Genomic DNA, 24628 nt, shown 5'->3' with positions numbered 1-24628 from the left:
TTAAGTGATTTACAAGTAAAAGTACTTCTAAATCAATAAGTTACAACGTTTTTAATGCTAATAAAACCTTAAATTTCGCCCAAATAATTGAGTGAAGCCTTAGATTCTATCCTGAAAAACCAGTCTTGACAAGGGAAAAGACTGGAAATACTGAATTATTGCAACTTAATTTCGACATCCACACCTGCAGGGAGGTCTAATTTCATCAAAGCATCTACAGTTTTCTCAGTAGGATCAATGATGTCCATCAAACGCAAATGGGTACGAATTTCCATCTGGTCGCGTGAAGTCTTGTTTACGTGTGGTGAGCGCAATAAGTCAAAACGCTCAATACGCGTTGGCAAAGGAATTGGGCCCTTAACAACAGCACCAGTACGCTTAGCTGTGTCTACGATTTCAGCAGCAGATTGATCGATCAAACGATAGTCAAAAGCCTTAAGACGAATACGAATTTTTTGGTTTTGCATATTAATTCCAAAGAGCGTTGCGGTGCTGCCGCGTTATATATCTAAAGAGCACGGTGACATCAGCAGCACTGATGTCACCGGTTAGCAAACCGCTAAATATTTTTACTATTTAAAACTTACTACTTAAGCCAAAATCTTTGCAACCACGCCGGCGCCAACAGTACGGCCACCTTCACGGATCGCAAAACGTAAACCTTCTTCCATCGCGATAGGAGCGATGAGCTTTACGGTAATAGAAACGTTATCACCAGGCATTACCATTTCTTTGTCTTTTGGCAACTCGATTGAACCAGTTACGTCCGTGGTACGGAAGTAGAACTGTGGACGATAGTTGTTAAAGAATGGAGTATGACGACCACCTTCATCTTTACCCAAGATGTAAACCTCGGCTGTAAAGTGAGTATGTGGGGTGATTGAACCTGGCTTAGCCAATACTTGGCCGCGCTCAACTTCTTCACGTTTTGTACCGCGTAACAAGATACCAACGTTATCGCCTGCTTGACCTTGGTCGAGCAATTTGCGGAACATTTCAACACCAGTACAAGTTGTCTTGAGTGTTGGCTTGATACCGATGATTTCAATCTCTTCGCCGACTTTAACAATACCGCGCTCGATACGACCAGTCACCACAGTACCGCGACCAGAGATAGAGAACACATCTTCTACTGGCATCAAGAATGCGCCGTCAACAGCACGTTCTGGAGTAGGAATAAATGTATCCAAAGCTTCAGCCAACTTCATGATGGCTTCTTTACCCAATGGGCCTTCGTCGCCTTCAAGAGCTAACTTAGCAGAGCCACGGACGATTGGTGTGTCATCGCCAGGGAATTTGTATTTAGAAAGAAGCTCACGAACTTCCATTTCTACGAGCTCTAATAACTCTTCATCATCAACCATGTCGCACTTGTTCAGGAACACGATGATGTACGGAACACCAACTTGGCGTGCCAAGAGGATGTGCTCACGAGTTTGTGGCATTGGGCCGTCAGCTGCAGAGCAAACTAAAATTGCGCCGTCCATCTGAGCAGCACCAGTAATCATGTTCTTAACGTAGTCAGCATGTCCTGGGCAATCAACGTGAGCATAGTGACGGTTTGCAGTCTCGTACTCAACGTGTGCTGTATTAATCGTAATACCGCGTGCTTTTTCTTCAGGAGCAGCATCGATCTGATCATATGCTTTAGCTTCGCCACCGAATGCTTTAGAAAGCACGGTTGCAATTGCTGCTGTCAATGTGGTTTTACCGTGGTCAACGTGACCGATAGTGCCTACGTTTACGTGCGGTTTTGTCCGCTCAAACTTTTCTTTTGCCATTTTTTTGTCTGCTTTCTTTAGCTAGTCAATATTCAAAATAATGTGGATAAATTACTTCGCTTTAGCAGCCATAACTGCTTCAGCAACGTTCTTAGGTGCTTCGGAATAATGCTTAAATTCCATGGTGTAAGTGGCGCGACCTTGGGTCAACGAGCGCAAGCCAGTTGAGTAACCAAACATCTCTGCCAATGGCACTTCAGCGCGAACAATCTTGCCGCCGCCTGGAATGTCATCCATGCCTTGCAAAATACCGCGACGTGATGAGAGGTCGCCCATTACGTTACCCATGAAATCTTCTGGTGTTTCAACTTCAACAGCCATCATTGGTTCAAGCAACACTGGGGATGCTTTACGCATACCGTCTTTGAAAGCCATCGAACCCGCCATCTTAAATGCGTTTTCGTTGGAGTCAACGTCATGGTATGAACCGAAGAACAAGGTTGCCTTGACATCCACAACTGGATAGCCAGCCAAAATACCGGAGTTCAATGTTTCACGAATACCTTTTTCTACAGCAGGGATGTATTCACGAGGAACTACACCGCCCTTAATGGCGTCAATGAATTCAAAACCTTTACCTGGTGCCTGTGGCTCAAGCTTCAATACAACGTGGCCATACTGACCACGACCACCAGACTGCTTAACGAACTTACCTTCAATTTCTTCGCAGACCTTGCGGATCGTTTCGCGGTATGCAACTTGTGGCTTACCAACAGTTGCTTCAACGCCAAACTCACGACGCATACGGTCAACTAAAATTTCCAAATGGAGCTCGCCCATTCCAGAAATAATAGTTTGGCCAGACTCTTCATCAGTTTTAACGCGGAATGAAGGATCTTCTTGAGCCAAACGATTTAAAGCAAGACCCATTTTTTCTTGGTCAGGCTTAGTCTTAGGTTCTACAGCTTGAGAAATCACTGGCTCTGGGAATACCATGCGCTCCAAAATAACAATGCTCTCTGGATCACATAATGTTTCGCCAGTAGTCGCATCTTTCAAACCGACCGCTGCAGCGATATCACCTGCGTAAACTTCTTTAATTTCTTCACGTTGATTTGCGTGCATTTGCAACAAACGTCCAACACGCTCTTTTTTACCCTTAATTGGGTTGTAGATAGTGTCGCCAGACTTCATTACGCCTGAATAAACGCGGAAGAATATTAACTGACCAACGAATGGGTCGGTCATGATCTTAAATGCCAATGCGGAGAATTTCTCAGCATCATCAGCCTTACGTGTTGTTGGTGTGCCATCTTCCAATTCACAAGGAACTGGCGGAACATCCAATGGGGATGGCAACAATTCAACCACCGCATCCAACATCGCCTGAACGCCTTTGTTTTTAAAAGCAGTTCCACACATCATTGGAATGATTTCATTAGCGATCGTACGTTGACGCAATGCTGTTTTGATTTCTGCTTCAGTTAGCTCTTCACCACCGAGATACTTTTCCATCAACTCTTCTGAACTTTCGGCAGCGGCTTCAACCATCTTTTCGCGCCACTCTTCAGCAGATGCCTGTAACTCAGCAGGAATTTCTTCGTAGCTAAATTTTGTACCTTGTGAAGCCTCATCCCAATAGATGGCCTTCATTTTGACCAAGTCAACAACGCCTTTGAAGTTTTCTTCTGCGCCGATAGGAATTTGGATCAAGATAGGATTTGCCTTCAAACGCAATTTCATCTGGTCATAGACCTTGAAGAAATTAGCACCTGTACGGTCCATCTTGTTTACAAACGCCAAACGTGGCACTTTGTATTTGTTAGCCTGGCGCCAAACAGTTTCGGACTGTGGCTGTACACCACCTACCGCACAGTAAACCATGCAAGCACCATCCAATACGCGCATTGAACGCTCAACCTCAATGGTGAAGTCTACGTGTCCTGGGGTATCAATAATATTGATGCGATGCTCTGGGAAATTACCAGCCATGCCCTTCCAGAACGTTGTAGTAGCAGCAGAAGTAATCGTGATACCACGCTCCTGCTCTTGCTCCATCCAGTCCATAGTGGCCGCACCATCGTGCACTTCACCAATTTTATGGTTAACACCGGTGTAGAACAAAACGCGTTCTGTAGTAGTTGTCTTACCTGCGTCAATGTGCGCAGAAATACCGATATTGCGGTATTTGTCGATAGGGGTTTTACGTGCCACTGTTGGTACCTTTTCTTTGCTGTGCGATTAGAAGCGGAAATGTGAGAATGCTTTGTTAGCTTCTGCCATACGGTGAACTTCTTCACGCTTCTTCATTGCTCCGCCGCGACCTTCTGCAGCTTCTAATAATTCGTTGGCTAAACGTTGAGCCATTGATTTCTCACCACGCTTTTTAGCGGCTTCGCGCACCCAGCGCATTGCCAAAGCAGAACGGCGTGATGGACGAACTTCAACAGGAACCTGATAGTTAGCGCCACCAACACGACGGCTCTTCACCTCAACCATTGGCTTAACGTTGCCCATAGCTGTTGAGAAAATTTCGAGTGGTTCTTTATTTGCTTTTTTCTCGATGTGATCAAAGGCACCGTAAACGATACGCTCTGCAACCGATTTCTTGCCGTCCAACATGAGGACGTTCATGAATTTAGCTACTTCTACATTGCCGAATTTTGGATCCGGCAAAATTTCCCGTTTGGGAACTTCACGACGACGTGGCATAACTACTCCTTCAGTTCAGTTAGGGATGATTCACATGAATCATCCGCTCCGGTTGCTCTACTATCTAAGAAGATTCCTAGACGGAACAACCACTTACTTGTCTTTTAAGTCTGACAAACGAAGACTTACTGCAAATACTTCAGCAAAAATCTATTGAAAGATTAAGCAGATTTCTTAGCGCGCTTAGCACCGTACTTGGAACGTGACTGCTTACGATCTTTAACGCCTTGCAAGTCAAGTGAGCCACGAACGATGTGGTAACGAACACCTGGCAAATCCTTTACACGACCACCACGAATCAACACTACTGAGTGTTCTTGGAGGTTATGGCCTTCACCACCAATGTATGAAATAACTTCAAAACCATTGGTTAAGCGAACTTTGGCTACTTTACGAAGCGCAGAGTTAGGCTTTTTAGGAGTAGTGGTGTACACACGTGTACAAACACCACGGCGCTGCGGACTGTTTTCCAGTGCAGGGCTCTTGCTTTTAACGATAAGCCTGGATCTTGGCTTGCGTATTAATTGATTAATTGTTGGCATAAAATAGCTCGGTTAGTACTTCTTTGTTGCTTTCTTTAAGAAAATCAATGACTTAGAGAATTTCTAGGTCAAAAAGACCTTCTTCTGAATCAGTAGAACTCAGCATTCTAGCTTGGCCAGCCTTTTCCGTCAACCTAATGAGGAAAAAACTGGCCATTTCTGGCCAGAATTACCAAATTAGCTCGGATCAGCCTCCCCAGCAGGAGCAACAACTTCAGCCTCGATTTCTACAGGCATATTGGCCATTGCTTCCTCTTCGGCGGCAATCATTTGAGCGCGATCACGCTCGAATTGCTCCCTGACCTTGCGTGCACGGCGGTAAGACAAGCCGGTACCAGCAGGAATCAGACGACCAATAATGACGTTTTCCTTGAGGCCACGGAGTGTATCGGTCTTGCCCATAATGGCGGCTTCGGTCAATACACGGGTGGTTTCTTGGAAAGAAGCCGCTGAAATGAAGCTGTCGGTCGACAAGGATGCTTTAGTAATACCCAACAGCACGTTCTCGAACTGAGCTGGGCGCTTACCTGCGGCAATCACTAAATCGTTCGCGTCATACAGTTTTGAGCGTTCAACTTGTTCACCAGTGATGTAAGCGGTATCGCCACCATCAGTGATTTGCACGCGACGCAACATTTGACGCACGATGACTTCAATGTGCTTGTCATTAATCTTCACGCCTTGCAAACGGTAAACGTCTTGAACTTCATCAACGATGTAAATCGCCAATTCTTCAATGCCTCTGAGAGTCAAGATATCGTGTGGATCAGCAGGGCCCTCCACAATCATCTCGCCCTTGTTCACAACTTGACCATCATGAACCAGAACTTGCTTCTCTTTAGGAATCAAGAACTCATTGGCTTCGCCGTCCATATCAGTAATGACCAAACGCTGTTTGCCTTTGGTTTCCTTACCGAAGGAAACTGTTCCAGTAACTTTCGCCAATACAGCTGCATCTTTTGGTGAACGTGCTTCGAACAATTCTGCAACGCGCGGCAAACCACCGGTAATGTCGCGAGTCTTCTGTGATTCGATTGGAATACGTGCCAATACTTCACCAACTTCGACCTTCTGACCATCCTTAACAGTAATCAAAGCGCCTACCTGGAGGCCGATGTTTACTGGATGATCAGTACCAGCGATCATGACTTCATTGCCCTTCTCATCAACCAAGTTGATCATTGGGCGAACGCCTTTGCTTGCAGCAGAACGACGCTTACCGTCAATCACCACCAAAGTGGAGAGGCCAGTAACTTCGTCAACCTGTTTAGCAACAGTTACGCCTTCTTCGACGTTGTCGAAGCGAGCGATACCAGCGTACTCAGAAATAATCGGACGTGTTAACGGATCCCATGTCGCCAAGCTTGCGCCAGCCTTAACTGCTGCATCTTCTTTTAACAAGAGGGTTGCACCGTAAGGAACTTTGTGACGCTCGCGCTCACGACCATTCTCGTCAACAATCAAGGCTTCGCCAGAGCGTGAAATCACGATCTGCTCGCCCTTTGCGTTTTTAACAACGCGCATCGTGCCAGAGAACTTCAATGCTCCATTTGACTTAGCTTCAATATTGCTTGCAACCAAAGCACGTGACGCTGCACCACCGATGTGGAAAGTACGCATAGTCAACTGTGTGCCTGGCTCACCGATGGACTGAGCAGCTATCACACCGACTGCTTCACCAACGTTAACCAAACCACCACGACCTAAATCACGTCCGTAACACTTAGCGCATAAACCAAAGCGGGTTAGGCAAGACAATACTGTACGAACTTTAACTTCGTCGATACCCAATGCAACGATTTGATCAACATGATCTTCGTCAAGCAATGTGTCATTCGGAACGATAACTTCTTGTGTATCAGGATGAACGATGTCACCGATACATACACGACCCAAAATACGGTCACGCAATGCTTCGATAATTTCGCCGCCTTCAACCAGAGCCTTCATAGTGACGCCGTTAGTGGCGCCGCAATCATCCTCAATCACCACGAGATCTTGAGTAACGTCGCATAAACGACGTGTCAAGTAACCAGAGTTCGCTGTCTTCAACGCTGTATCAGCAAGACCTTTACGAGCACCGTGGGTGGAGATGAAGTACTGCAATACGTTCAGACCTTCACGGAAGTTCGCAGTAATTGGGGTTTCAATGATGGAACCGTCAGGCTTTGCCATCAAACCACGCATACCGGCCAACTGACGAATCTGCGCTGCAGATCCACGTGCACCAGAATCCGCCATCATGTAGATAGAGTTAAAGGATTCTTGACGCACAGTTTTACCATTACGATCGAGTACATCAACGTGCGACAACTCGTCCATCATCGCCTTGCCAACCTGATCACCTGCAGCACCCCAAATATCAACCACGTTGTTATAACGCTCTTGATTGGTTACGAGGCCTGACATGAACTGCTTGTCATACTCTTTAACCTTGGCAGATGCCTCAGTAATGATGCGCTCTTTAGATGTTGGGATCAACATATCGTCGATCGCAACTGAGATACCAGCATTGGTCGCCAAGCGGAAACCAGACTGCAAGAGGCGGTCAGCAAAAATAACTGTTTCACGCAATCCGCACTTACGGAATGACGTGTTGATCAAGCGTGAGATTTCTTTTTTCTTTAAAGGCTTGTTAATTTCCTCGAAAGACATGCCCTTAGGCAAAATCTCAGACAAGATTGCACGGCCAACTGATGTTTGATAGATTTTGGTCTTCTGGGCAAAACGCGCTTCGCCTTCTGCCTTCTTGTCCACGATTTCAAACTCAGTAATACGCACTGCAACACGAGAAGCCAATTCAACTTGACCTGCTTCGTATGCGCGTACTACTTCAGTAATGTTAGCGAAGACCATGCCTTCGCCCTTACCGTTGATCTTGTCGCGTGTAGCGTAGTACAGACCCAACACCACGTCCTGTGAAGGAACGATAGATGGCTCGCCGTTAGCTGGGAACAATACGTTGTTCGAAGCTAACATCAATGTACGTGCTTCCATCTGCGCTTCGAGCGACAAAGGAACGTGAACCGCCATTTGGTCACCGTCAAAGTCGGCGTTAAATGCTGCGCAAACTAATGGGTGCAATTGGATTGCTTTACCTTCGATCAGCATTGGCTCGAAAGCCTGAATACCGAGACGGTGCAATGTAGGCGCACGGTTCAACATAATTGGATGTTCACGAATCACTTCTTCGAGAATATCCCAAACGATTGGAGTCTGACTTTCAACTTCTTTCTTCGCAGCCTTAATAGTAGTTGCGATTCCTAAAGTCTCAAGCTTGTTGAAAATAAACGGCTTGAACAATTCCAAAGCCATCAATTTTGGCAAGCCGCACTGATGCAATTTCAATGTAGGGCCAACCACGATGACTGAACGACCTGAGTAGTCAACGCGTTTACCCAACAAGTTTTGACGGAAACGACCGCTCTTACCTTTAATCATCTCAGCCAAGGACTTGAGAGGACGCTTGTTAGCGCCAGTCATAGCCTTACCGCGACGACCGTTGTCGAGCAATGAGTCAACCGCTTCTTGCAACATGCGTTTTTCGTTACGAACGATGATCTCTGGTGCGCGCAACTCTAACAAACGCTTCAAACGGTTGTTACGGTTAATAACGCGACGATAGAGGTCGTTCAAATCAGAGGTAGCAAAGCGACCGCCATCCAATGGCACCAATGGGCGCAATTCAGGTGGCAATACTGGCAACACTTCCATGATCATCCAGTCAGGCTTAATACCTGAAGTCTGGAACGCCTCGAGCACTTTTAAGCGCTTAGCGTATTTCTTGATCTTGGCATCGCTACCAGTTGCTTTTAAGTCAGCACGAATCGTCTCTACTTCACGATCGATATCAATCGAACGCAAGAGATCACGAATACCTTCCGCGCCCATGATGGCAGTGAAAGCACCATCACCATACTCTTCAGTCTTGGCAATGTATTCATCTTCAGACATGATCTGACCACGCTTCATCGCGCCTTCAGGAGTCATGCCAGGATCAACGACTACATATGCTTCAAAGTAAAGAACGCGCTCGATATCACGCAATGTCATATCGAGAACCATACCCAAACGGGATGGCAATGATTTCAAGAACCAAATATGCGCTACAGGAGCTGCCAACTCAATGTGGCCCATGCGCTCACGACGTACCTTAGCGAGAGTGACTTCAACGCCGCACTTTTCGCAGATAACGCCACGGAACTTTAAGCGCTTGTACTTGCCGCATAAGCACTCGTAGTCTTTAGTTGGCCCAAAAATCTTGGCGCAAAACAAACCATCACGCTCGGGCTTAAAAGTCCGGTAGTTGATGGTTTCTGGTTTGCGTACTTCACCAAAAGACCATGAGCGAATTTTCTCAGGAGATGCGAGACCAATTTTGATGACATCAAACTGCTCTTCGCCCTGCGTTTGCTTAAATAAATCGAGCAATGCTTTCATATCAGTTGCGCTCCATGTCAATGTCAATACCCAACGAACGGATTTCTTTTACCAGCACGTTGAAGGATTCGGGCATGCCAGCATCAATCGTGTGCTCGCCCTTGACGATGTTTTCGTAAACTTTGGTACGGCCTGCGACGTCATCGGACTTCACTGTCAGCATTTCCTGCAAGACATATGAAGCACCGTATGCTTCGAGGGCCCAGACTTCCATCTCACCAAAGCGCTGACCACCGAACTGAGCTTTACCGCCCAATGGCTGTTGCGTTACTAAAGAGTAAGGTCCGGTTGAACGTGCATGCATCTTGTCGTCGACCAAATGGTGGAGTTTCAAGACGTGCATTACACCAACAGTTACTGGACGCTCAAATTGATCGCCAGTACGGCCGTCGCACAAAATCATTTGCTGACGTGAAGGGGTCATCTTCAAAGACTTAGCAACATCTTCTGGATAAGCCAACTCGAGCATGCGTCCGATTTCTGCTTCAGTAGCACCATCAAACACTGGGGTTGCAAATGGCAAGCCTTGGCGGAGATTCTCAGCCAAAACAGTGATCTGCTCATCAGTGAAGTTGTCGATGTCTTCAACACGACCTGTTTCGTTGTAAAGCTGCTTGAAGAACTTGCGTAATTCAGTTTGTTTAGCATGCTCACGAACCATCTCGTCGATACGCTTACCAATACCTTGAGCAGCCCAACCTAAGTGGGTTTCTAAGATTTGACCAACGTTCATACGGGAAGGAACACCCAATGGGTTCAACACGATGTCTACAGGGCGTCCGTCAGCCATAAATGGCATGTCTTCTGCTGGGGCGATTTTAGAAACCACGCCCTTGTTACCGTGACGACCGGCCATCTTGTCACCAGGCTGCAGGCGACGCTTAACCGCTAAGTAGACCTTAACCATCTTCGTTACGCCAGGCTGTAAATCATCACCTTGGGTAAGTTTGGTGCGCTTCTCTTCAAAAGCTTCGTCAAACTGTTTGCGTTTAGCTTCGATAGAAGACTTGATTGCCTCAACTTGTGAGGCAGCTTCGTCGTCCGCTGGACGAATGTCGAACCAATGGTATTTATCCAAATCAGCAAGGTATTCCTTGTCGATCTTGGTGCCTTTAGCTAATTTCTTAGGGCCGCCGTTGGCAACTTTGCCAATCAACAACTTTTCTAAACGCATGAAGGCATCGCCCTCAACAATACGCAACTGGTCGTTCAAGTCCAAACGATAGCGTTGCAATTCCTCTTGAATGATTGACTGTGCACGTGCATCGCGCTCAATGCCTTCACGGGTGAAGACCTGAACATCGATAACGGTACCGATCATTCCTGATGGAACGCGCAAAGAGGTATCTTTAACGTCAGATGCCTTTTCACCGAAGATCGCACGGAGGAGCTTCTCTTCAGGAGTGAGAGTAGTCTCACCTTTTGGAGTTACCTTACCAACCAATACGTCGCCAGCTTCAACTTCAGCACCGATGTAAACAATACCGCTCTCATCCAAACGGGAGAGTTGTGACTCTGCCAAATTGGAAATATCGCGAGTAATTTCTTCTGAACCAAGCTTGGTATCGCGCGCAACCACTGACAACTCTTCAATATGAATAGAGGTGTAGCGATCGTCAGCAACAACTTTCTCAGAGATCAAGATTGAATCTTCGAAGTTGTAGCCGTTCCATGGCATAAATGCCACAGTCATGTTTTGACCCAAAGCCAACTCACCCAAATCGGTAGATGCGCCGTCAGCAACTACGTCGCCGCGGGCTACACGATCGCCAACTTTTACGATTGGACGCTGGTTAATATTGGTGTTTTGGTTTGAACGGGTGTACTTGATGAGGTTATAAATATCCACACCAACTTCACCGGCTGCAGTTTCATCATCATTCACACGAATCACAACACGATTTGCGTCAACGTAATCAACATTACCGCCACGTGCTGCTAATACAACAGTGCCGGAGTCAACCGCAACAATACGCTCTAAACCTGTACCAACCAATGGCTTATCTGGACGCAAGCAAGGAACCGCTTGACGCTGCATGTTCGCACCCATCAAAGCACGGTTTGCATCATCGTGCTCTAAGAATGGAACGAGTGAAGCAGCAGCTGAAACGATCTGACTAGGAGCAACGTCGATGAAATCGATGCGCTCTGGGCTAACCATCATAGTTTCACCAGCTTGACGAGCAGAAACCAATTCGTCAGCCAACTTACCGTTTTTGTCGATCGTTGCATTCGCCTGAGCAATCACATACTTAGCTTCTTCAATTGCAGAGAGGTAAACCACTTCATCGCTTACCTTGCTATTGGAAACCTTACGATATGGAGTCTCGAGGAAGCCATGCTCATTCAAACGCGCAAATAGCGCGAGTGAGTTGATCAAACCAATGTTTGGTCCTTCTGGAGTTTCGATCGGGCAAACGCGTCCGTAGTGGGTTGGATGCACGTCGCGCACTTCAAAGCCAGCGCGTTCGCGGGTCAAACCACCAGGTCCCAATGCAGAAATACGACGCTTATGCGTAATCTCTGAGAGTGGGTTGGTTTGGTCCATAAACTGGGACAACTGTGAAGAACCGAAGAACTCACGAATAGCAGAAGAGATTGGCTTGCTGTTAATCAAGTCATGCGGCATGAGGTTTTCTGTTTCGGCCTGGCCGAGACGTTCTTTAACCGCACGCTCAACACGTGACAAACCAGCACGGAATTGGTTTTCAGCCAACTCGCCAACGCAGCGTACACGACGATTACCTAAGTGATCGATATCGTCTACTTCGCCTTTGCCGTTACGCAAATCTACAAGGGACTTAATGGAGTCGAGAATATCTTCATTCGACAGAACCATTGGACCTTCCATTTCTGGACGGTTCAAACGGCTATTAACCTTCATACGACCAACACGAGATAAATCGTAAGTATCTTCGTTATAGAACAAGCGCTGAAACAAGGCTTCAACTGCATCTTCTGTTGGAGGCTCACCAGGGCGCATCATGCGATAAATGGCGATACGAGCAGCCATTTGGTCCGCAGTTTCATCAGTACGCAATGTCTGAGAAATGTACGCGCCAGAATCCAAATCATTGGTGTAAATGGTTTCTAATTGTTTGATGCCTGCATCGCGCAATGTCGCCAATACTTCTTCAGTGATTTCATCATTGGCGTAAGCCAAGATTTCACCAGAATCTGGATCAACAATATTACGTGCAACCACACGACCAATTAAATAGTCATCAGGTACAGCAATTGTTTTTGTCTTTGCGGCTTCGAGTTCGCGAATGTGCTTAGCATTAATACGCTTGTCTTTTTGAATAACAACAACGCCATTCTTATCGAGCACATCAAAGCTAGCCAACTGACCACGCAAACGCTCTGGCACAAATTCCATTGAGCCGCCATTAGCAGTCAATGAGAAATGGTCAAAGTTAAAGAAATTAGCAAGAATCTGTTCGTTGTTTAAACCAATTGCTTTAAGCAAAATGGTGACAGGCATCTTACGACGACGGTCAACGCGGAAATAAAGAATGTCTTTTGGATCAAACTCGAAATCGAGCCATGAACCACGGTAAGGAATAATACGTGCTGAGAACAGCAACTTACCAGAGCTATGTGTCTTACCCTTATCGTGTTCGAAGAAGACGCCAGGAGAACGGTGTAACTGAGATACGATTACGCGCTCAGTACCATTAATAACGAAAGAGCCATTTTCTGTCATGAGTGGAATTTCACCCATGTAGACTTCACTCTCTTTTACCTCTTTAACCTTCGTAGGCGCTTCGCGATCATAAATAATCAAGCGAACTTTTGCGCGTAAGGCAGAGTGGTATGTGTAACCACGTTGTTGACATTCTTTAACATCAAATGGTGGTTGTGATAACTGGTAAGACACGTATTCCATACGTGCATAGCCGTTGTTAGACACAATCGGGAACGCTGATGTAAAGGCGGCCTGAAGTCCCTCAGTAAGACGAGACATTGCCGGCTTATCAGCCTGTAAAAATTTAGCGTAGGATTCCAGCTGCGTTGCGATCAGGTACGGAACCTGGTGGTTGTTTACTCGCTTAGCAAAGCTTTTACGGACTCGCTTGCGTTCGGTGAAGCTGTAGTTCATTTCATCTCCGAATTCAGCGACTGTACAAAGATTTGGCGATTGGCCACTACCAATCACTGGCGGACAACACTAAACCGTTTCGATTTAGTGTCCGACCAAACTTGCATTCTGCAGTCGTATCAGAAGGCAAACCCGATTTCAATCAGAAATGAAATCGGGTTTGACCTCTAAAGGTCAAACCCAACATGGCTAACGTCCCTTTGTGAGAGACGCCAGCAGTGTGTGTATTACTTGATTTCTGACTTAGCGCCTGCTTCGTCAAGTTTCTTCTTAGCTTCTTCAGCTGTTTTCTTATCAACAGCCTCTTTGATTGGCTTCGGTGCGCCGTCAACCAAGTCCTTAGCTTCTTTCAAGCCAAGACCAGTAATTTCGCGAACTGCCTTAATTACTGAAACCTTGTTTGCGCCAGCTTCGAGCAAGTTAACAGTGAATTCTGTTTGCTCTTCAGCAGCAGCACCGCCGCCGCCAGCACCAGCAGGACCAGCAACAGCCATCGCTGCAGCTGAAACGCCAAACTTCTCTTCGAACGCTTTAACCAAGTCATTCAAATCCATAACGGACATGCTACCTACTGCTTCAATGATTTCTTCTTTAGTAATCGCCATTTTTAGCTCCTAATACTTAAATAGTTAATCTGTCGCTTATTCAGCGGCAGGGGTTTCGTTTGCTTCTGTTCCAGCTTCTGGGGCTGCGGCTGCAGGCTCAGCACTTGCTTCTGGAGCGGCGGCTTCAGCAACTACTGCTGGTGCTGCTGCCGCTTCAACAACTTCCGCTGCGGGTGCTGCAACAGGAGCAGGTGCTCCTTCTGCCTTTTGTGCTGCTACTGCGCCCAATACGCGAGCCATCGCAGAGACAGGTGCCAACATCACACCCAACAACTGAGATAACAACTCGTCGCGGCTTGGAATTGTTGCGAGGGCTTTTACGCCAGCAACATCTAACAACTTGCCGTTATATAAGCCAGCAGTAATGACTAGCTTGTCTTGAGTCTTAGCAAAGTTCTGCAATACTTTTGCCGAAGCAATCGGATCTGCAGAAATTCCATAGATCAAGGGGCCAACCATCGAATCAGCAAGAGGCTCAAACTGAGTGCCTTGTGCTGCACGTCGTGCCAAGGTGTTCTTCAAAACGCGAAGGTATACACCATGGTCACGTGCGCTAGCACGTAGCTTTGTCAACTGCTCGACTGGAATACCGCGGTATTCAGCAAGCACGACTGTTTGAGCTCCAGCCAATTGAGCGCCGACATCAGCAACAATCGCTTTTTTGTCTTGTACATTCAAAGGCACGGTTTAACTCCATAAAAACCAACTGTTTCCAGTTGGGGTTACACACCAGCGTCTGATCATTTGTCACAAGAGGTTCTTGTGAAATCTTTTCAGGGTCGCCATCTGCGCTGGCTATTACTTTCGTAACGATTAAGAATTCATTCTTTACAAGCAACTAATTCACCAACGGTCTTTGATGTTCGACTCTCACTCAAAGAGCAGGAGTCGACCCAAAGTTCTTTTTTGTTACAAGCTAATTAAGCTGCTGCCTGTAACGATGCTTGGTCTACGCGTACGCCTGCACCCATGGTGCTGCTTACGGCAACCTTCTTTAAATAAATACCCTTAGATGCAGGTGGCTTTGCTTTATTCAAAGCCTCAAGCAATGCTAGCAAGTTGGATTTCAATGCAGTTGGCTCGAATGAACGACGACCAATACTTGCGTGCACGATACCGGCTTTGTCCACGCGGAACTGAACTTGACCAGCTTTTGCATTTTTTACTGCAGTAGCAACGTCAGGGGTAACAGTTCCCACTTTTGGATTTGGCATCAAACCACGTGGGCCCAATACTTGACCTAAGGTACCCACAATTTTCATTGTGTCTGGGGATGCGATCAAAATATCAAAATCAATTTTGCCGCCTTTAATTTGTTCAGCAAGCTCTTCCATGCCAACAATTTCTGCGCCTGCGGCTTTAGCTTGTTCAGCCTTCTCACCTTGTGCAAAAACAGCTACACGAACATGCTTACCTGTACCAGCTGGGAGCACTACTGCGCCACGTACAACTTGGTCAGATTTCTTAGCATCAATACCCAACTGAACAGCAACATCGATAGACTCATCAAACTTAGCAGTTGCACACTCTTTTACGAGGTTCAATGCGTCATCCAATGAATAGAATTTGTTGCGATCAACTTTAGATTGAATTGCTTTAACGCGTTTAGATAATTTAGTCATGATTAGAGACCTTCCACAGTGATGCCCATGGAACGGGCGCTACCAGCGATTGTTCTAACAGCTGCGTCCATATCGGCTGCTGTCAAATCTGGCATTTTTGCTTTAGCGATTTCTTCCGCTTGAGCACGAGTAATTTTTCCCACCTTGTCAGTATGTGGACGTGGTGATCCTTTTTCGATCTTCGCAGCCTTCTTAATCATGATGGTTGCTGGAGGAGTCTTCATGATGAATGTGAAGCTCTTATCAGCGAACGCTGTAATCACGACTGGAATCGGTAGACCAGGCTCCATGCTCTGAGTTTGAGCATTGAACGCCTTACAGAATTCCATAATGTTAAGACCGCGTTGACCCAGTGCTGGACCTACGGGTGGTGATGGATTTGCTTTACCTGCAGGTATCTGCAGTTTGATAAAGCCAATAATTTTCTTTGCCATGTGTTGCTCCTTAAAGCGCGCCTAACCTCATTAGGAAAGACCGCTGTTGAGTAAACGCTTCGCTAGTTTTTGGCTTTCTAGCTCCGCTCCTCGGTTATTGCTAACCACTTAACTGCTTACTACCAAAACCAGGACTAAGTCCTTGTTTTTACATCTTTTCTACCTGGCCGAACTCCAGCTCAACTGGGGTACCGCGGCCAAAGATTGTAACAGAAACGCGTAATCTTGACTTCTCATAATTGACTTCTTCGATATTTCCGTTGAAATCAACAAATGGGCCTTCTTTAACGCGTACGATTTCGCCAACTTCAAATAGGGTCTTAGGCTTAGGTTTATCAACCCCAGCCTGCATTTGATCCATGATTTTGGCAACTTCTGCTGTAGAAATAGGGCTTGGTCGGTTACGAACACCGCCTACGAAACCAGTCACTTTTGGCGTATTTTTTACCAAATGCCAGCTCTCATCGGTCATTTCCATCTCAATCAGGACATAACCTGGGAAGAAACGACGCTCAGATACTGACTTTGTACCAGACTTAATTTCTACAACCTCTTCAGAGGGAACCAAGATGCGGCCAAATTTTTTAGGCATGCCTGAACGTGAAATTCGCTCCTCAAGCCCTTTTTTCACGCTTTTTTCCATTCCGGAGTAAGCATGAATAACGTACCAGCGCATATTGCCAGTTGCTTGTGGGTTAACCGCTAATTCTGAATCAATCATTTTTTACTCACTTCCAGCCTAAAAAGACTGAAAAAACTAGCCATTCAATCAATTTGTCTGCAATCCACAAAAACAAGGACATGATCAGAACAAAGCCAAATACGACTAGAGTCATTTGGGTTGTCTCTTTACGAGTTGGCCAAACAACCTTTTTTACTTCATACCAAGAATCTTTTGCATAGGCGATAAAACGACGCCCATCAGGCGAAATCGCCACAATCAAAACTGCAGCTGCAATGCCGCCAAACAAAACCGCAAGACGAACCAACATCGATTGATCCGCCAACGTGTAGTAAAGAACTAACGCTGCAACGACGATTAAAGCAGCGAGTCCAGAGACCCAGCTACTTTTTTCTTCAGTATGACTTGCTGTTTGATGAGACATTTTGCTTTCAGTTCAAATCGTGGCAGGGGCGGAGGGCATCGAACCCCCAACCTTTGGTTTTGGAGACCAACGCTCTGCCAATTGAGCTACACCCCTTTATAAAAACTACTTAAGCCAAAATCTTTGCAACCACGCCGGCGCCAACAGTACGGCCACCTTCACGGATCGCAAAACGTAAACCTTCTTCCATCGCGATAGGAGCGATGAGCTTTACGGTAATAGAAACGTTATCACCAGGCATTACCATTTCTTTGTCTTTTGGCAACTCGATTGAACCAGTTACGTCCGTGGTACGGAAGTAGAACTGTGGACGATAGTTGTTAAAGAATGGAGTATGACGACCACCTTCATCTTTACCCAAGATGTAAACCTCGGCTGTAAAGTGAGTATGTGGGGTGATTGAACCTGGCTTAGCCAATACTTGGCCGCGCTCAACTTCTTCACGTTTTGTACCGCGTAACAAGATACCAACGTTATCGCCTGCTTGACCTTGGTCGAGCAATTTGCGGAACATTTCAACACCAGTACAAGTTGTCTTGAGTGTTGGCTTGATACCGATGATTTCAATCTCTTCGCCGACTTTAACAATACCGCGCTCGATACGACCAGTCACCACAGTACCGCGACCAGAGATAGAGAACACATCTTCTACTGGCATCAAGAATGCGCCGTCAACAGCACGTTCTGGAGTAGGAATAAATGTATCCAAAGCTTCAGCCAACTTCATGATGGCTTCTTTACCCAATGGGCCTTCGTCGCCTTCAAGAGCTAACTTAGCAGAGCCACGGACGATTGGTGTGTCATCGCCAGGGAATTTGTATTTAGAAAGAAGCTCACGAACTTCCATTTCTACGAGCTCTAATAACTCTTCATCATCAACCATGTCGCACTTGTTCAGGAACACGATGATGTACGGAACACCAACTTGGCGTGCCAAGAGGATGTGCTCACGAGTTTGTGGCATTGGGCCGTCAGCTGCAGAGCAAACTAAAATTGCGCCGTCCATCTGAGCAGCACCAGTAATCATGTTCTTAACGTAGTCAGCATGTCCTGGGCAATCAACGTGAGCATAGTGACGGTTTGCAGTCTCGTACTCAACGTGTGCTGTATTAATCGTAATACCGCGTGCTTTTTCTTCAGGAGCAGCATCGATCTGATCATATGCTTTAGCTTCGCCACCGAATGCTTTAGAAAGCACGGTTGCAATTGCTGCTGTCAATGTGGTTTTACCGTGGTCAACGTGACCGATAGTGCCTACGTTTACGTGCGGTTTTGTCCGCTCAAACTTTTCTTTTGCCATTTTTAATCTGCCTTTAGTTAACTCTTAAACCAAACACGAAATACACAATTAATAAATCTAACATGGTGCCCATGGGCAGGATCGAACTGCCGACCTCTCCCTTACCAAGGGAGTGCTCTACCACTGAGCCACATGGGCGTAATCTAATGCAACAAATTCTGGAGCGGGATAAGAGAATCGAACTCTTGACCGAAGATTGGAAATCTGCTGTTTTACCATTAAACTAATCCCGCACATCTGGTGGAGGGGGTAGGATTCGAACCTACGTAGGCATAGCCAACAGATTTACAGTCTGCCTCCTTTAGCCGCTCGGACACCCCTCCGCGAACCCAACATTCTGACTCCAAATGGAGTTTCTGTCAATATCTCTAAACGCTTTGCACAAGTAAAAACGCCCAGACCTAAAAGGGTCTGGGCGTCGCATTGGTGCCCGGCAGTTACCTACTTTCACACGGGTAATCCGCACTATCATCGGCGTAAAGTCGTTTCACTGTCCTGTTCGGGATGGGAAGGAGTGGTTCCAACTTGCTATGGTCACCGGGCGTAGAGGGTCGAGTTGCTGATTAAATCAACAACTCTATTTGAGTAAGCATGTAATAAGGATGCAGATTAAATCTGGCAAACATTCAACACAATAGTGCTGGTTATAGGATCAAGCCTAACGGGCAATTAGTATCGGTTAGCTTAATGCATTACTGCACTTCCACACCCGACCTATCAACGTTGTGGTCTTCAACGACCCTTTATGTAGGTTAAACCTACGGGAGATCTCATCTTCAGGCAAGTTTCCCGCTTAGATGCTTTCAGCGGTTATCTCTTCCATTCATAGCTACCCTGCGATGCTTCTGGCGAAACAACAGGTACACCAGCGGAATGTCCACTCCGGTCCTCTCGTACTAGGAGCAGCCCCCGTCAAATCTCCAACGCCCATGGCAGATAGGGACCAAACTGTCTCACGACGTTTTAAACCCAGCTCACGTACCTCTTTAAATGGCGAACAGCCATACCCTTGGGACCGGCTACAGCCCCAGGATGAGATGAGCCGACATCGAGGTGCCAAACACCGCCGTCGATATGAACTCTTGGGCGGTATCAGCCTGTTATCCCCAGAGTACCTTTTATCCGTTGAGCGATGGCCCTTCCATACAGAACCACCGGATCACTATGACCTGCTTTCGCACCTGCTCGACTTGTCGGTCTCGCAGTTAAGCACGCTTTTGCCATTGCACTTTAGGTACGATGTCCGACCGTACCAAGCGTACCTTCGTACTCCTCCGTTACACTTTGGGAGGAGACCGCCCCAGTCAAACTGCCTACCATGCACTGTTCCCGACCCGGATAACGGGCCAAGGTTAGAACCTCAAATAAATCAGGGTGGTATTTCAAGGTTGGCTCCAACAGAACTAGCATCCTGTTATCAACGCCTCCCACCTATCCTACACAGACCGATTCAAAGTCCAATGCAAAGCTACAGTAAAGGTTCATGGGGTCTTTCCGTCTAGCCACGGGTAGATTGCATCATCACAAACATTTCAACTTCGCTGAGTCTCAGGAGGAGACAGTGTGGCCATCGTTACGCCATTCGTGCAGGTCGGAACTTACCCGACAAGGAATTTCGCTACCTTAGGACCGTTATAGTTACGGCCGCCGTTTACTGGGACTTCAATCAAGAGCTTGCACCCCATCATTTAATCTTCCAGCACCGGGCAGGCGTCACACCCTATACGTCCACTTTCGTGTTTGCAGAGTGCTGTGTTTTTATTAAACAGTCGCAGCCACCTTTTTATTGCAACCCTTTCGTCCTCCCCTTGTACAGGGTCAAACTACCAGGGCGTACCTTATCCCGAAGTTACGGTACAAATTTGCCGAGTTCCTTCTCCTGAGTTCTCTCAAGCGCCTTAGAATACTCATCTCGCCCACCTGTGTCGGTTTGCGGTACGGTCTTGTTAGACTGAAGCTTAGAGGCTTTTCTTGGAACCACTTCCAATTGCTTCGCGAATAAATTCGCTCGTCTCACGCCCTTGAATTACGCTACCGGATTTACCTAATAGCCATCTCCAACGCAAGAACCGGGACTTCCAACACCCGGACAACTTTCCGCGATCCGTCCCCCCATCGCATCTAACAATGGTCAAGGAATATTAACCTTGTTCCCATCAGCTACGCATCTCTGCCTCGCCTTAGGGGCCGACTCACCCTGTTCCGATGAACGTTGAACAGGAAACCTTGGGCTTACGGCGAGGGGGCTTTTCACCCCCTTTATCGCTACTCATGTCAGCATTCGCACTTCTGATACCTCCAGCATCCTTTACAAGACACCTTCACAGGCTTACAGAACGCTCTCCTACCATCACATTGCTGTGATCCGCAGCTTCGGTTATATGCTTAGCCCCGTTACATCTTCCGCGCAGGACGACTCGATCAGTGAGCTATTACGCTTTCTTTAAAGGATGGCTGCTTCTAAGCCAACCTCCTGACTGTTTTAGCCTTCCCACTTCGTTTCCCACTTAGCATATATTAGGGACCTTAGCTGGCGGTCTGGGTTGTTTCCCTCTTGACACCGGACGTTAGCACCCGATGTCTGTCTCCCGTGCTTGCACTTGTAGGTATTCGGAGTTTGCTATGGCGCAGTAATCCGCAATGGACCCCACTACCATGACAGTGCTCTACCCCCTACAGTGATACACGAGGCACTACCTAAATAGTTTTCGGAGAGAACCAGCTATTTCCAGTTTTGTTTAGCCTTTCACCCCTATCCACAGCTCATCCCCTAACTTTTCAACGTTAGTGGGTTCGGTCCTCCAGTACGTGTTACCGCACCTTCAACCTGGCCATGGATAGATCAACTGGTTTCGGGTCTACACCCAGCAACTAGCGCCCTATTCGGACTCGCTTTCGCTACGCCTTCCCTATTCGGTTAAGCTTGCTACTGAATGTAAGTCGCTGACCCATTATACAAAAGGTACGCAGTCACCCCTTACGAGGCTCCTACTGTTTGTATGCACACAATTTCAGGATCTATTTCACTCCCCTCCCGGGGTTCTTTTCGCCTTTCCCTCACGGTACTTGTTCACTATCGGTCGATTACGAGTATTTAGCCTTGGAGGATGGTCCCCCCATATTCAGACAGGATTTCACGTGTCCCGCCCTACTTGTCTCTAGCCTAGTACCACTCAATAATTTTCACATACGGGACTATCACCCTTTATTGTTGGACTTTCCATTCCATTCTGTTAATTACTGAGATATCACTAGAAGGCTGTTCCCATTTCGCTCGCCACTACTCTGGGAATCTCGGTTGATGTCTTTTCCTCTTGCTACTTAGATGTTTCAGTTCACAAGGTTCGCTTCTCATACCCTATGTATTCAGGTATGGATACCACAAAAGTGGTGGGTTTCCCCATTCAGAAATCCCCGGATCAAAGCTTATTTACCAGCTCCCCGGGGCTTATCGCAGGTTATAACGTCTTTCGTCGCCTGTAATCGCCAAGGCATCCATCATGTGCACTTATTCACTTGATCCTATAACGAGCACCATTGCTAGCACCTGTTACAGGTTTACTTCTACTTCTGACATGTTTGCCGTAATCCAAACTGTAAGTACTTTGTTAAGAACTTGGTAAAACTCGTTTGATATTACTGATTGATGATTCAATCTTTACCCTTATTACATTGTCAAATGTCCTCTCAAAGAAACATTTGACACTTTGCTTACTCAAATTTTTAAAGAACAGCCATAAATGGCAAAACTAAACGATTAAATATTCGCTTAGTTTTGACATTTAGATGATGGTGGAGGATGACGGGATCGAACCGACGACCCCCTGCTTGCAAAGCAGGTGCTCTCCCAGCTGAGCTAATCCCCCAACGTCCCACTAAGTCTTGTTTCTGGCTGGTGGTGGGTCTGGTAGGACTTGAACCTACGACCCCTGCGTTATCAACACAGTGCTCTAACCAGCTGAGCTACAGACCCGTGGCTTTTATTGTCAACCGATAAGTGTGGGCACTATAGCTCCAGCATCTTTTCTCTAGAAAGGAGGTGATCCAGCCGCACCTTCCGATACGGCTACCTTGTTACGACTTTACCCCAGTCATGAACCCTGCCGTGGCAGTCGCCCTCCTTGCGGTTAGGCTAACGGCTTCTGGCAAAACCCACTCCCATGGTATGACGGGCGGTGTGTACAAGACCCGGGAACGTATTCACCGCGACATTCTGATCCGCGATTACTAGCGATTCCAGCTTCACGTAGTCGAGTTGCAGACTACGATCCGGACTACGATGCATTTTCTGAGATTAGCTCCCCCTCGCGGGTTGGCAACCCTCTGTATGCACCATTGTATGACGTGTGAAGCCCTACCCATAAGGGCCATGAGGACTTGACGTCATCCCCACCTTCCTCCGGTTTGTCACCGGCAGTCTCTTTAGAGTGCTCTTGCGTAGCAACTAAAGACAAGGGTTGCGCTCGTTGCGGGACTTAACCCAACATCTCACGACACGAGCTGACGACAGCCATGCAGCACCTGTGTTCACTTTCTCTTACGAGCACCTAATGTATCTCTACTTCGTTAGTGACATGTCAAGGGTAGGTAAGGTTTTTCGCGTTGCATCGAATTAATCCACATCATCCACCGCTTGTGCGGGTCCCCGTCAATTCCTTTGAGTTTTAATCTTGCGACCGTACTCCCCAGGCGGCTGACTTCACGCGTTAGCTACGTTACTCAGGATGTAAATCCCGAACAACTAGTCAGCATCGTTTAGGGCGTGGACTACCAGGGTATCTAATCCTGTTTGCTCCCCACGCTTTCGTGCATGAGCGTCAGTGTTATCCCAGGGGGCTGCCTTCGCCATTGGTATTCCTCCACATATCTACGCATTTCACTGCTACACGTGGAATTCTACCCCCCTCTGACACACTCTAGCTATACAGTCACAGGCGCCATTCCCAGGTTAAGCCCGGGGATTTCACGCCTGTCTTGTATAACCGCCTGCGCACGCTTTACGCCCAGTAATTCCGATTAACGCTTGCACCCTACGTATTACCGCGGCTGCTGGCACGTAGTTAGCCGGTGCTTATTCTTCAGGTACCGTCATTCCCGGACTGTGTTAGAGCCGGTGTTTCTTCCCTGACAAAAGAGCTTTACAACCCGAAGGCCTTCTTCACTCACGCGGCATTGCTGGATCAGGGTTTCCCCCATTGTCCAAAATTCCCCACTGCTGCCTCCCGTAGGAGTCTGGGCCGTGTCTCAGTCCCAGTGTGGCTGATCGTCCTCTCAGACCAGCTACTGATCGTCGCCTTGGTGGGCTTTTACCCCACCAACAAGCTAATCAGGCATCGGCCGCTCTAATCGCGCGAGGTCTTTCGATCCCCCGCTTTCCCCCTCAGGGCGTATGCGGTATTAGCACAGCTTTCGCTGCGTTATCCCCCACGATAAGGTACGTTCCGATGTATTACTCACCCGTTCGCCACTCGCCACCAGGTGCAAGCACCCGTGCTGCCGTTCGACTTGCATGTGTAAGGCATGCCGCCAGCGTTCAATCTGAGCCAGGATCAAACTCTTCAGTTTAATTCCTGTGATCCTTGCGGATCGTCGCACTCATTCAAGAAATTGACTTGGTAATAAAACCAAATCTTTTTACTGTCTATGAGTACTATTTATTTACATCTGTCCCGAAGGACTTGATGCTTTCACTTAGTACCCACAATTATCGGTTGACTAATTTTTAAAGAGGGCTGACTTGTTTCGTATTTCGTAAAACATTCAGCAGAGAGGTGAGACTATATCCCACTTTTTCTGGGTCGTCAACACCTTTCGTACTCTTCTACTTAAAAAACACTAAGATTTTTCTGATTTTTAAAATAAACCCAATAAAAACAATGGCTTAGGATTTGAAAATAAATTGAACTTTTTTTGAAAATTATTGATTTTTTTAGGGTTTAGCCCTAATGAGCTAAAAAAACAGGCTCTTTTTCATACTGATTTGGCCTATTTCCAACAAACTAAGGGAAAACCCTGTAATTTCCCACCGTTCCTGCTAAGATGTT

13 protein-coding genes, 6 tRNA genes, 3 rRNA genes and 1 pseudogene are annotated in these 24628 nt (G+C 46.9%); all 23 read right to left on the bottom strand.

From position 1 onward, the window contains the following. Positions 1–155: 155 nt before the first annotated feature. The 23 genes and pseudogenes from rpsJ to ICN33_RS04475 all read right to left on the bottom strand — a co-directional run bounded on the left by rpsJ (position 156) and on the right by ICN33_RS04475 (position 24149). Positions 156–467, bottom strand: a complete 312-nt coding sequence (gene rpsJ, locus ICN33_RS04585) for a 30S ribosomal protein S10 (protein WP_096673305.1) — start codon at positions 465–467, stop codon at positions 156–158. A 123-nt stretch (positions 468–590) separates the two neighbouring features. Next, complete coding sequence (gene tuf / locus ICN33_RS04580) at positions 591–1781, bottom strand: elongation factor Tu (protein WP_216152347.1); 1191 nt, start codon at positions 1779–1781, stop codon at positions 591–593. Positions 1782–1832: 51 nt separating this feature from the next. Further along, a complete protein-coding gene (fusA, locus tag ICN33_RS04575) occupies positions 1833–3935 on the bottom strand; it encodes an elongation factor G (protein WP_216194927.1) in 2103 nt (700 codons plus the stop codon). Between the two features lie 27 nt (positions 3936–3962). Further along, the gene (gene rpsG, locus ICN33_RS04570; protein ID WP_011901897.1) at positions 3963–4433 is read right to left on the bottom strand and encodes a 30S ribosomal protein S7; all 471 of its coding nucleotides are present in this window, start codon (positions 4431–4433) and stop codon (positions 3963–3965) included. A 161-nt stretch (positions 4434–4594) separates the two neighbouring features. Next, positions 4595–4975 (bottom strand): 30S ribosomal protein S12, encoded by a 381-nt coding sequence (rpsL, locus tag ICN33_RS04565; protein WP_072582063.1) that lies wholly within the window; start codon positions 4973–4975, stop codon positions 4595–4597. Between the two features lie 177 nt (positions 4976–5152). Next, a complete protein-coding gene (rpoC, locus tag ICN33_RS04560; protein WP_216194925.1) occupies positions 5153–9415 on the bottom strand; it encodes a DNA-directed RNA polymerase subunit beta' in 4263 nt (1420 codons plus the stop codon). A gap of 1 nt (position 9416) precedes the next feature. After that, entirely contained in the window at positions 9417–13517 is a 4101-nt protein-coding gene (gene rpoB / locus ICN33_RS04555; RefSeq protein WP_216194923.1) for a DNA-directed RNA polymerase subunit beta, read from the bottom strand. Between the two features lie 227 nt (positions 13518–13744). Continuing rightward, the gene (rplL, locus tag ICN33_RS04550; protein WP_216194921.1) at positions 13745–14122 is read right to left on the bottom strand and encodes a 50S ribosomal protein L7/L12; all 378 of its coding nucleotides are present in this window, start codon (positions 14120–14122) and stop codon (positions 13745–13747) included. A gap of 165 nt (positions 14123–14287) precedes the next feature. After that, positions 14288–14806: pseudogene (gene rplJ / locus ICN33_RS04545) on the bottom strand (50S ribosomal protein L10); the annotation flags it as partial. A 236-nt stretch (positions 14807–15042) separates the two neighbouring features. Then, positions 15043–15744, bottom strand: a complete 702-nt coding sequence (rplA, locus tag ICN33_RS04540; RefSeq protein WP_071464433.1) for a 50S ribosomal protein L1 — start codon at positions 15742–15744, stop codon at positions 15043–15045. 2 nt (positions 15745–15746) lie between these two features. Beyond that, positions 15747–16178 carry a 50S ribosomal protein L11 gene (gene rplK / locus ICN33_RS04535; RefSeq protein WP_011901890.1) on the bottom strand — a complete coding sequence of 144 codons (432 nt, stop codon included), beginning with the start codon at positions 16176–16178 and terminating at the stop codon, positions 15747–15749. Positions 16179–16326: 148 nt separating this feature from the next. Next, complete coding sequence (gene nusG / locus ICN33_RS04530; protein WP_216194916.1) at positions 16327–16899, bottom strand: transcription termination/antitermination protein NusG; 573 nt, start codon at positions 16897–16899, stop codon at positions 16327–16329. Between the two features lie 7 nt (positions 16900–16906). After that, positions 16907–17284, bottom strand: a complete 378-nt coding sequence (gene secE / locus ICN33_RS04525) for a preprotein translocase subunit SecE (protein WP_216194914.1) — start codon at positions 17282–17284, stop codon at positions 16907–16909. Between the two features lie 20 nt (positions 17285–17304). Continuing rightward, positions 17305–17380 (bottom strand) — tRNA-Trp (locus ICN33_RS04520). Positions 17381–17393: 13 nt separating this feature from the next. Further along, on the bottom strand, positions 17394–18584 hold the full coding sequence (tuf, locus tag ICN33_RS04515; protein ID WP_216152347.1) for an elongation factor Tu: 1191 nt from the start codon (positions 18582–18584) through the stop codon (positions 17394–17396). A 63-nt stretch (positions 18585–18647) separates the two neighbouring features. Beyond that, positions 18648–18722 (bottom strand) — tRNA-Thr (locus tag ICN33_RS04510). Positions 18723–18743: 21 nt separating this feature from the next. Further along, positions 18744–18817, bottom strand: a tRNA-Gly gene (locus ICN33_RS04505). 5 nt (positions 18818–18822) lie between these two features. Further along, a tRNA-Tyr gene (locus ICN33_RS04500) sits at positions 18823–18907 on the bottom strand. Between the two features lie 105 nt (positions 18908–19012). After that, positions 19013–19126, bottom strand: a 5S ribosomal RNA gene (gene rrf, locus ICN33_RS04495). A gap of 106 nt (positions 19127–19232) precedes the next feature. Continuing rightward, positions 19233–22106 (bottom strand): 23S ribosomal RNA (locus ICN33_RS04490). Positions 22107–22374: 268 nt separating this feature from the next. Next, positions 22375–22450: transfer RNA gene (locus tag ICN33_RS04485), tRNA-Ala, on the bottom strand. A 30-nt stretch (positions 22451–22480) separates the two neighbouring features. Beyond that, a tRNA-Ile gene (locus tag ICN33_RS04480) sits at positions 22481–22557 on the bottom strand. Positions 22558–22616: 59 nt separating this feature from the next. Continuing rightward, a 16S ribosomal RNA gene (locus ICN33_RS04475) occupies positions 22617–24149 on the bottom strand. The 16S, 23S and 5S rRNA genes sit together here with 5 tRNA genes alongside, the layout of an rRNA operon. Between the last annotated feature and the right edge of the window lie 479 nt (positions 24150–24628).

It is taken from the genome of Polynucleobacter sp. UB-Tiil-W10 (genome assembly GCF_018881605.1).
Taxonomy (GTDB): Bacteria; Pseudomonadota; Gammaproteobacteria; order Burkholderiales; family Burkholderiaceae; genus Polynucleobacter.
The sequence above is the reverse complement of the archived record's forward strand: the minus strand, read 5'-3'. Positions and strand labels throughout refer to the sequence as shown.

Coding starts and splice junctions, on each gene's coding strand:
- rpsL (WP_072582063.1), bottom strand. CDS start 4,975: ATGCCAACAATTAATCAATTAATACGCAAGCCAAGATCCAGGCTTATC.
- rplA (WP_071464433.1), bottom strand. CDS start 15,744: ATGACTAAATTATCTAAACGCGTTAAAGCAATTCAATCTAAAGTTGAT.
- rpoB (WP_216194923.1), bottom strand. CDS start 13,517: ATGAACTACAGCTTCACCGAACGCAAGCGAGTCCGTAAAAGCTTTGCT.
- rplK (WP_011901890.1), bottom strand. CDS start 16,178: ATGGCAAAGAAAATTATTGGCTTTATCAAACTGCAGATACCTGCAGGT.
- rpsJ (WP_096673305.1), bottom strand. CDS start 467: ATGCAAAACCAAAAAATTCGTATTCGTCTTAAGGCTTTTGACTATCGT.
- tuf (WP_216152347.1), bottom strand. CDS start 1,781: ATGGCAAAAGAAAAGTTTGAGCGGACAAAACCGCACGTAAACGTAGGC.
- rpsG (WP_011901897.1), bottom strand. CDS start 4,433: ATGCCACGTCGTCGTGAAGTTCCCAAACGGGAAATTTTGCCGGATCCA.
- rplL (WP_216194921.1), bottom strand. CDS start 14,122: ATGGCGATTACTAAAGAAGAAATCATTGAAGCAGTAGGTAGCATGTCC.
- secE (WP_216194914.1), bottom strand. CDS start 17,284: ATGTCTCATCAAACAGCAAGTCATACTGAAGAAAAAAGTAGCTGGGTC.
- rpoC (WP_216194925.1), bottom strand. CDS start 9,415: ATGAAAGCATTGCTCGATTTATTTAAGCAAACGCAGGGCGAAGAGCAG.
- nusG (WP_216194916.1), bottom strand. CDS start 16,899: ATGATTGATTCAGAATTAGCGGTTAACCCACAAGCAACTGGCAATATG.
- tuf (WP_216152347.1), bottom strand. CDS start 18,584: ATGGCAAAAGAAAAGTTTGAGCGGACAAAACCGCACGTAAACGTAGGC.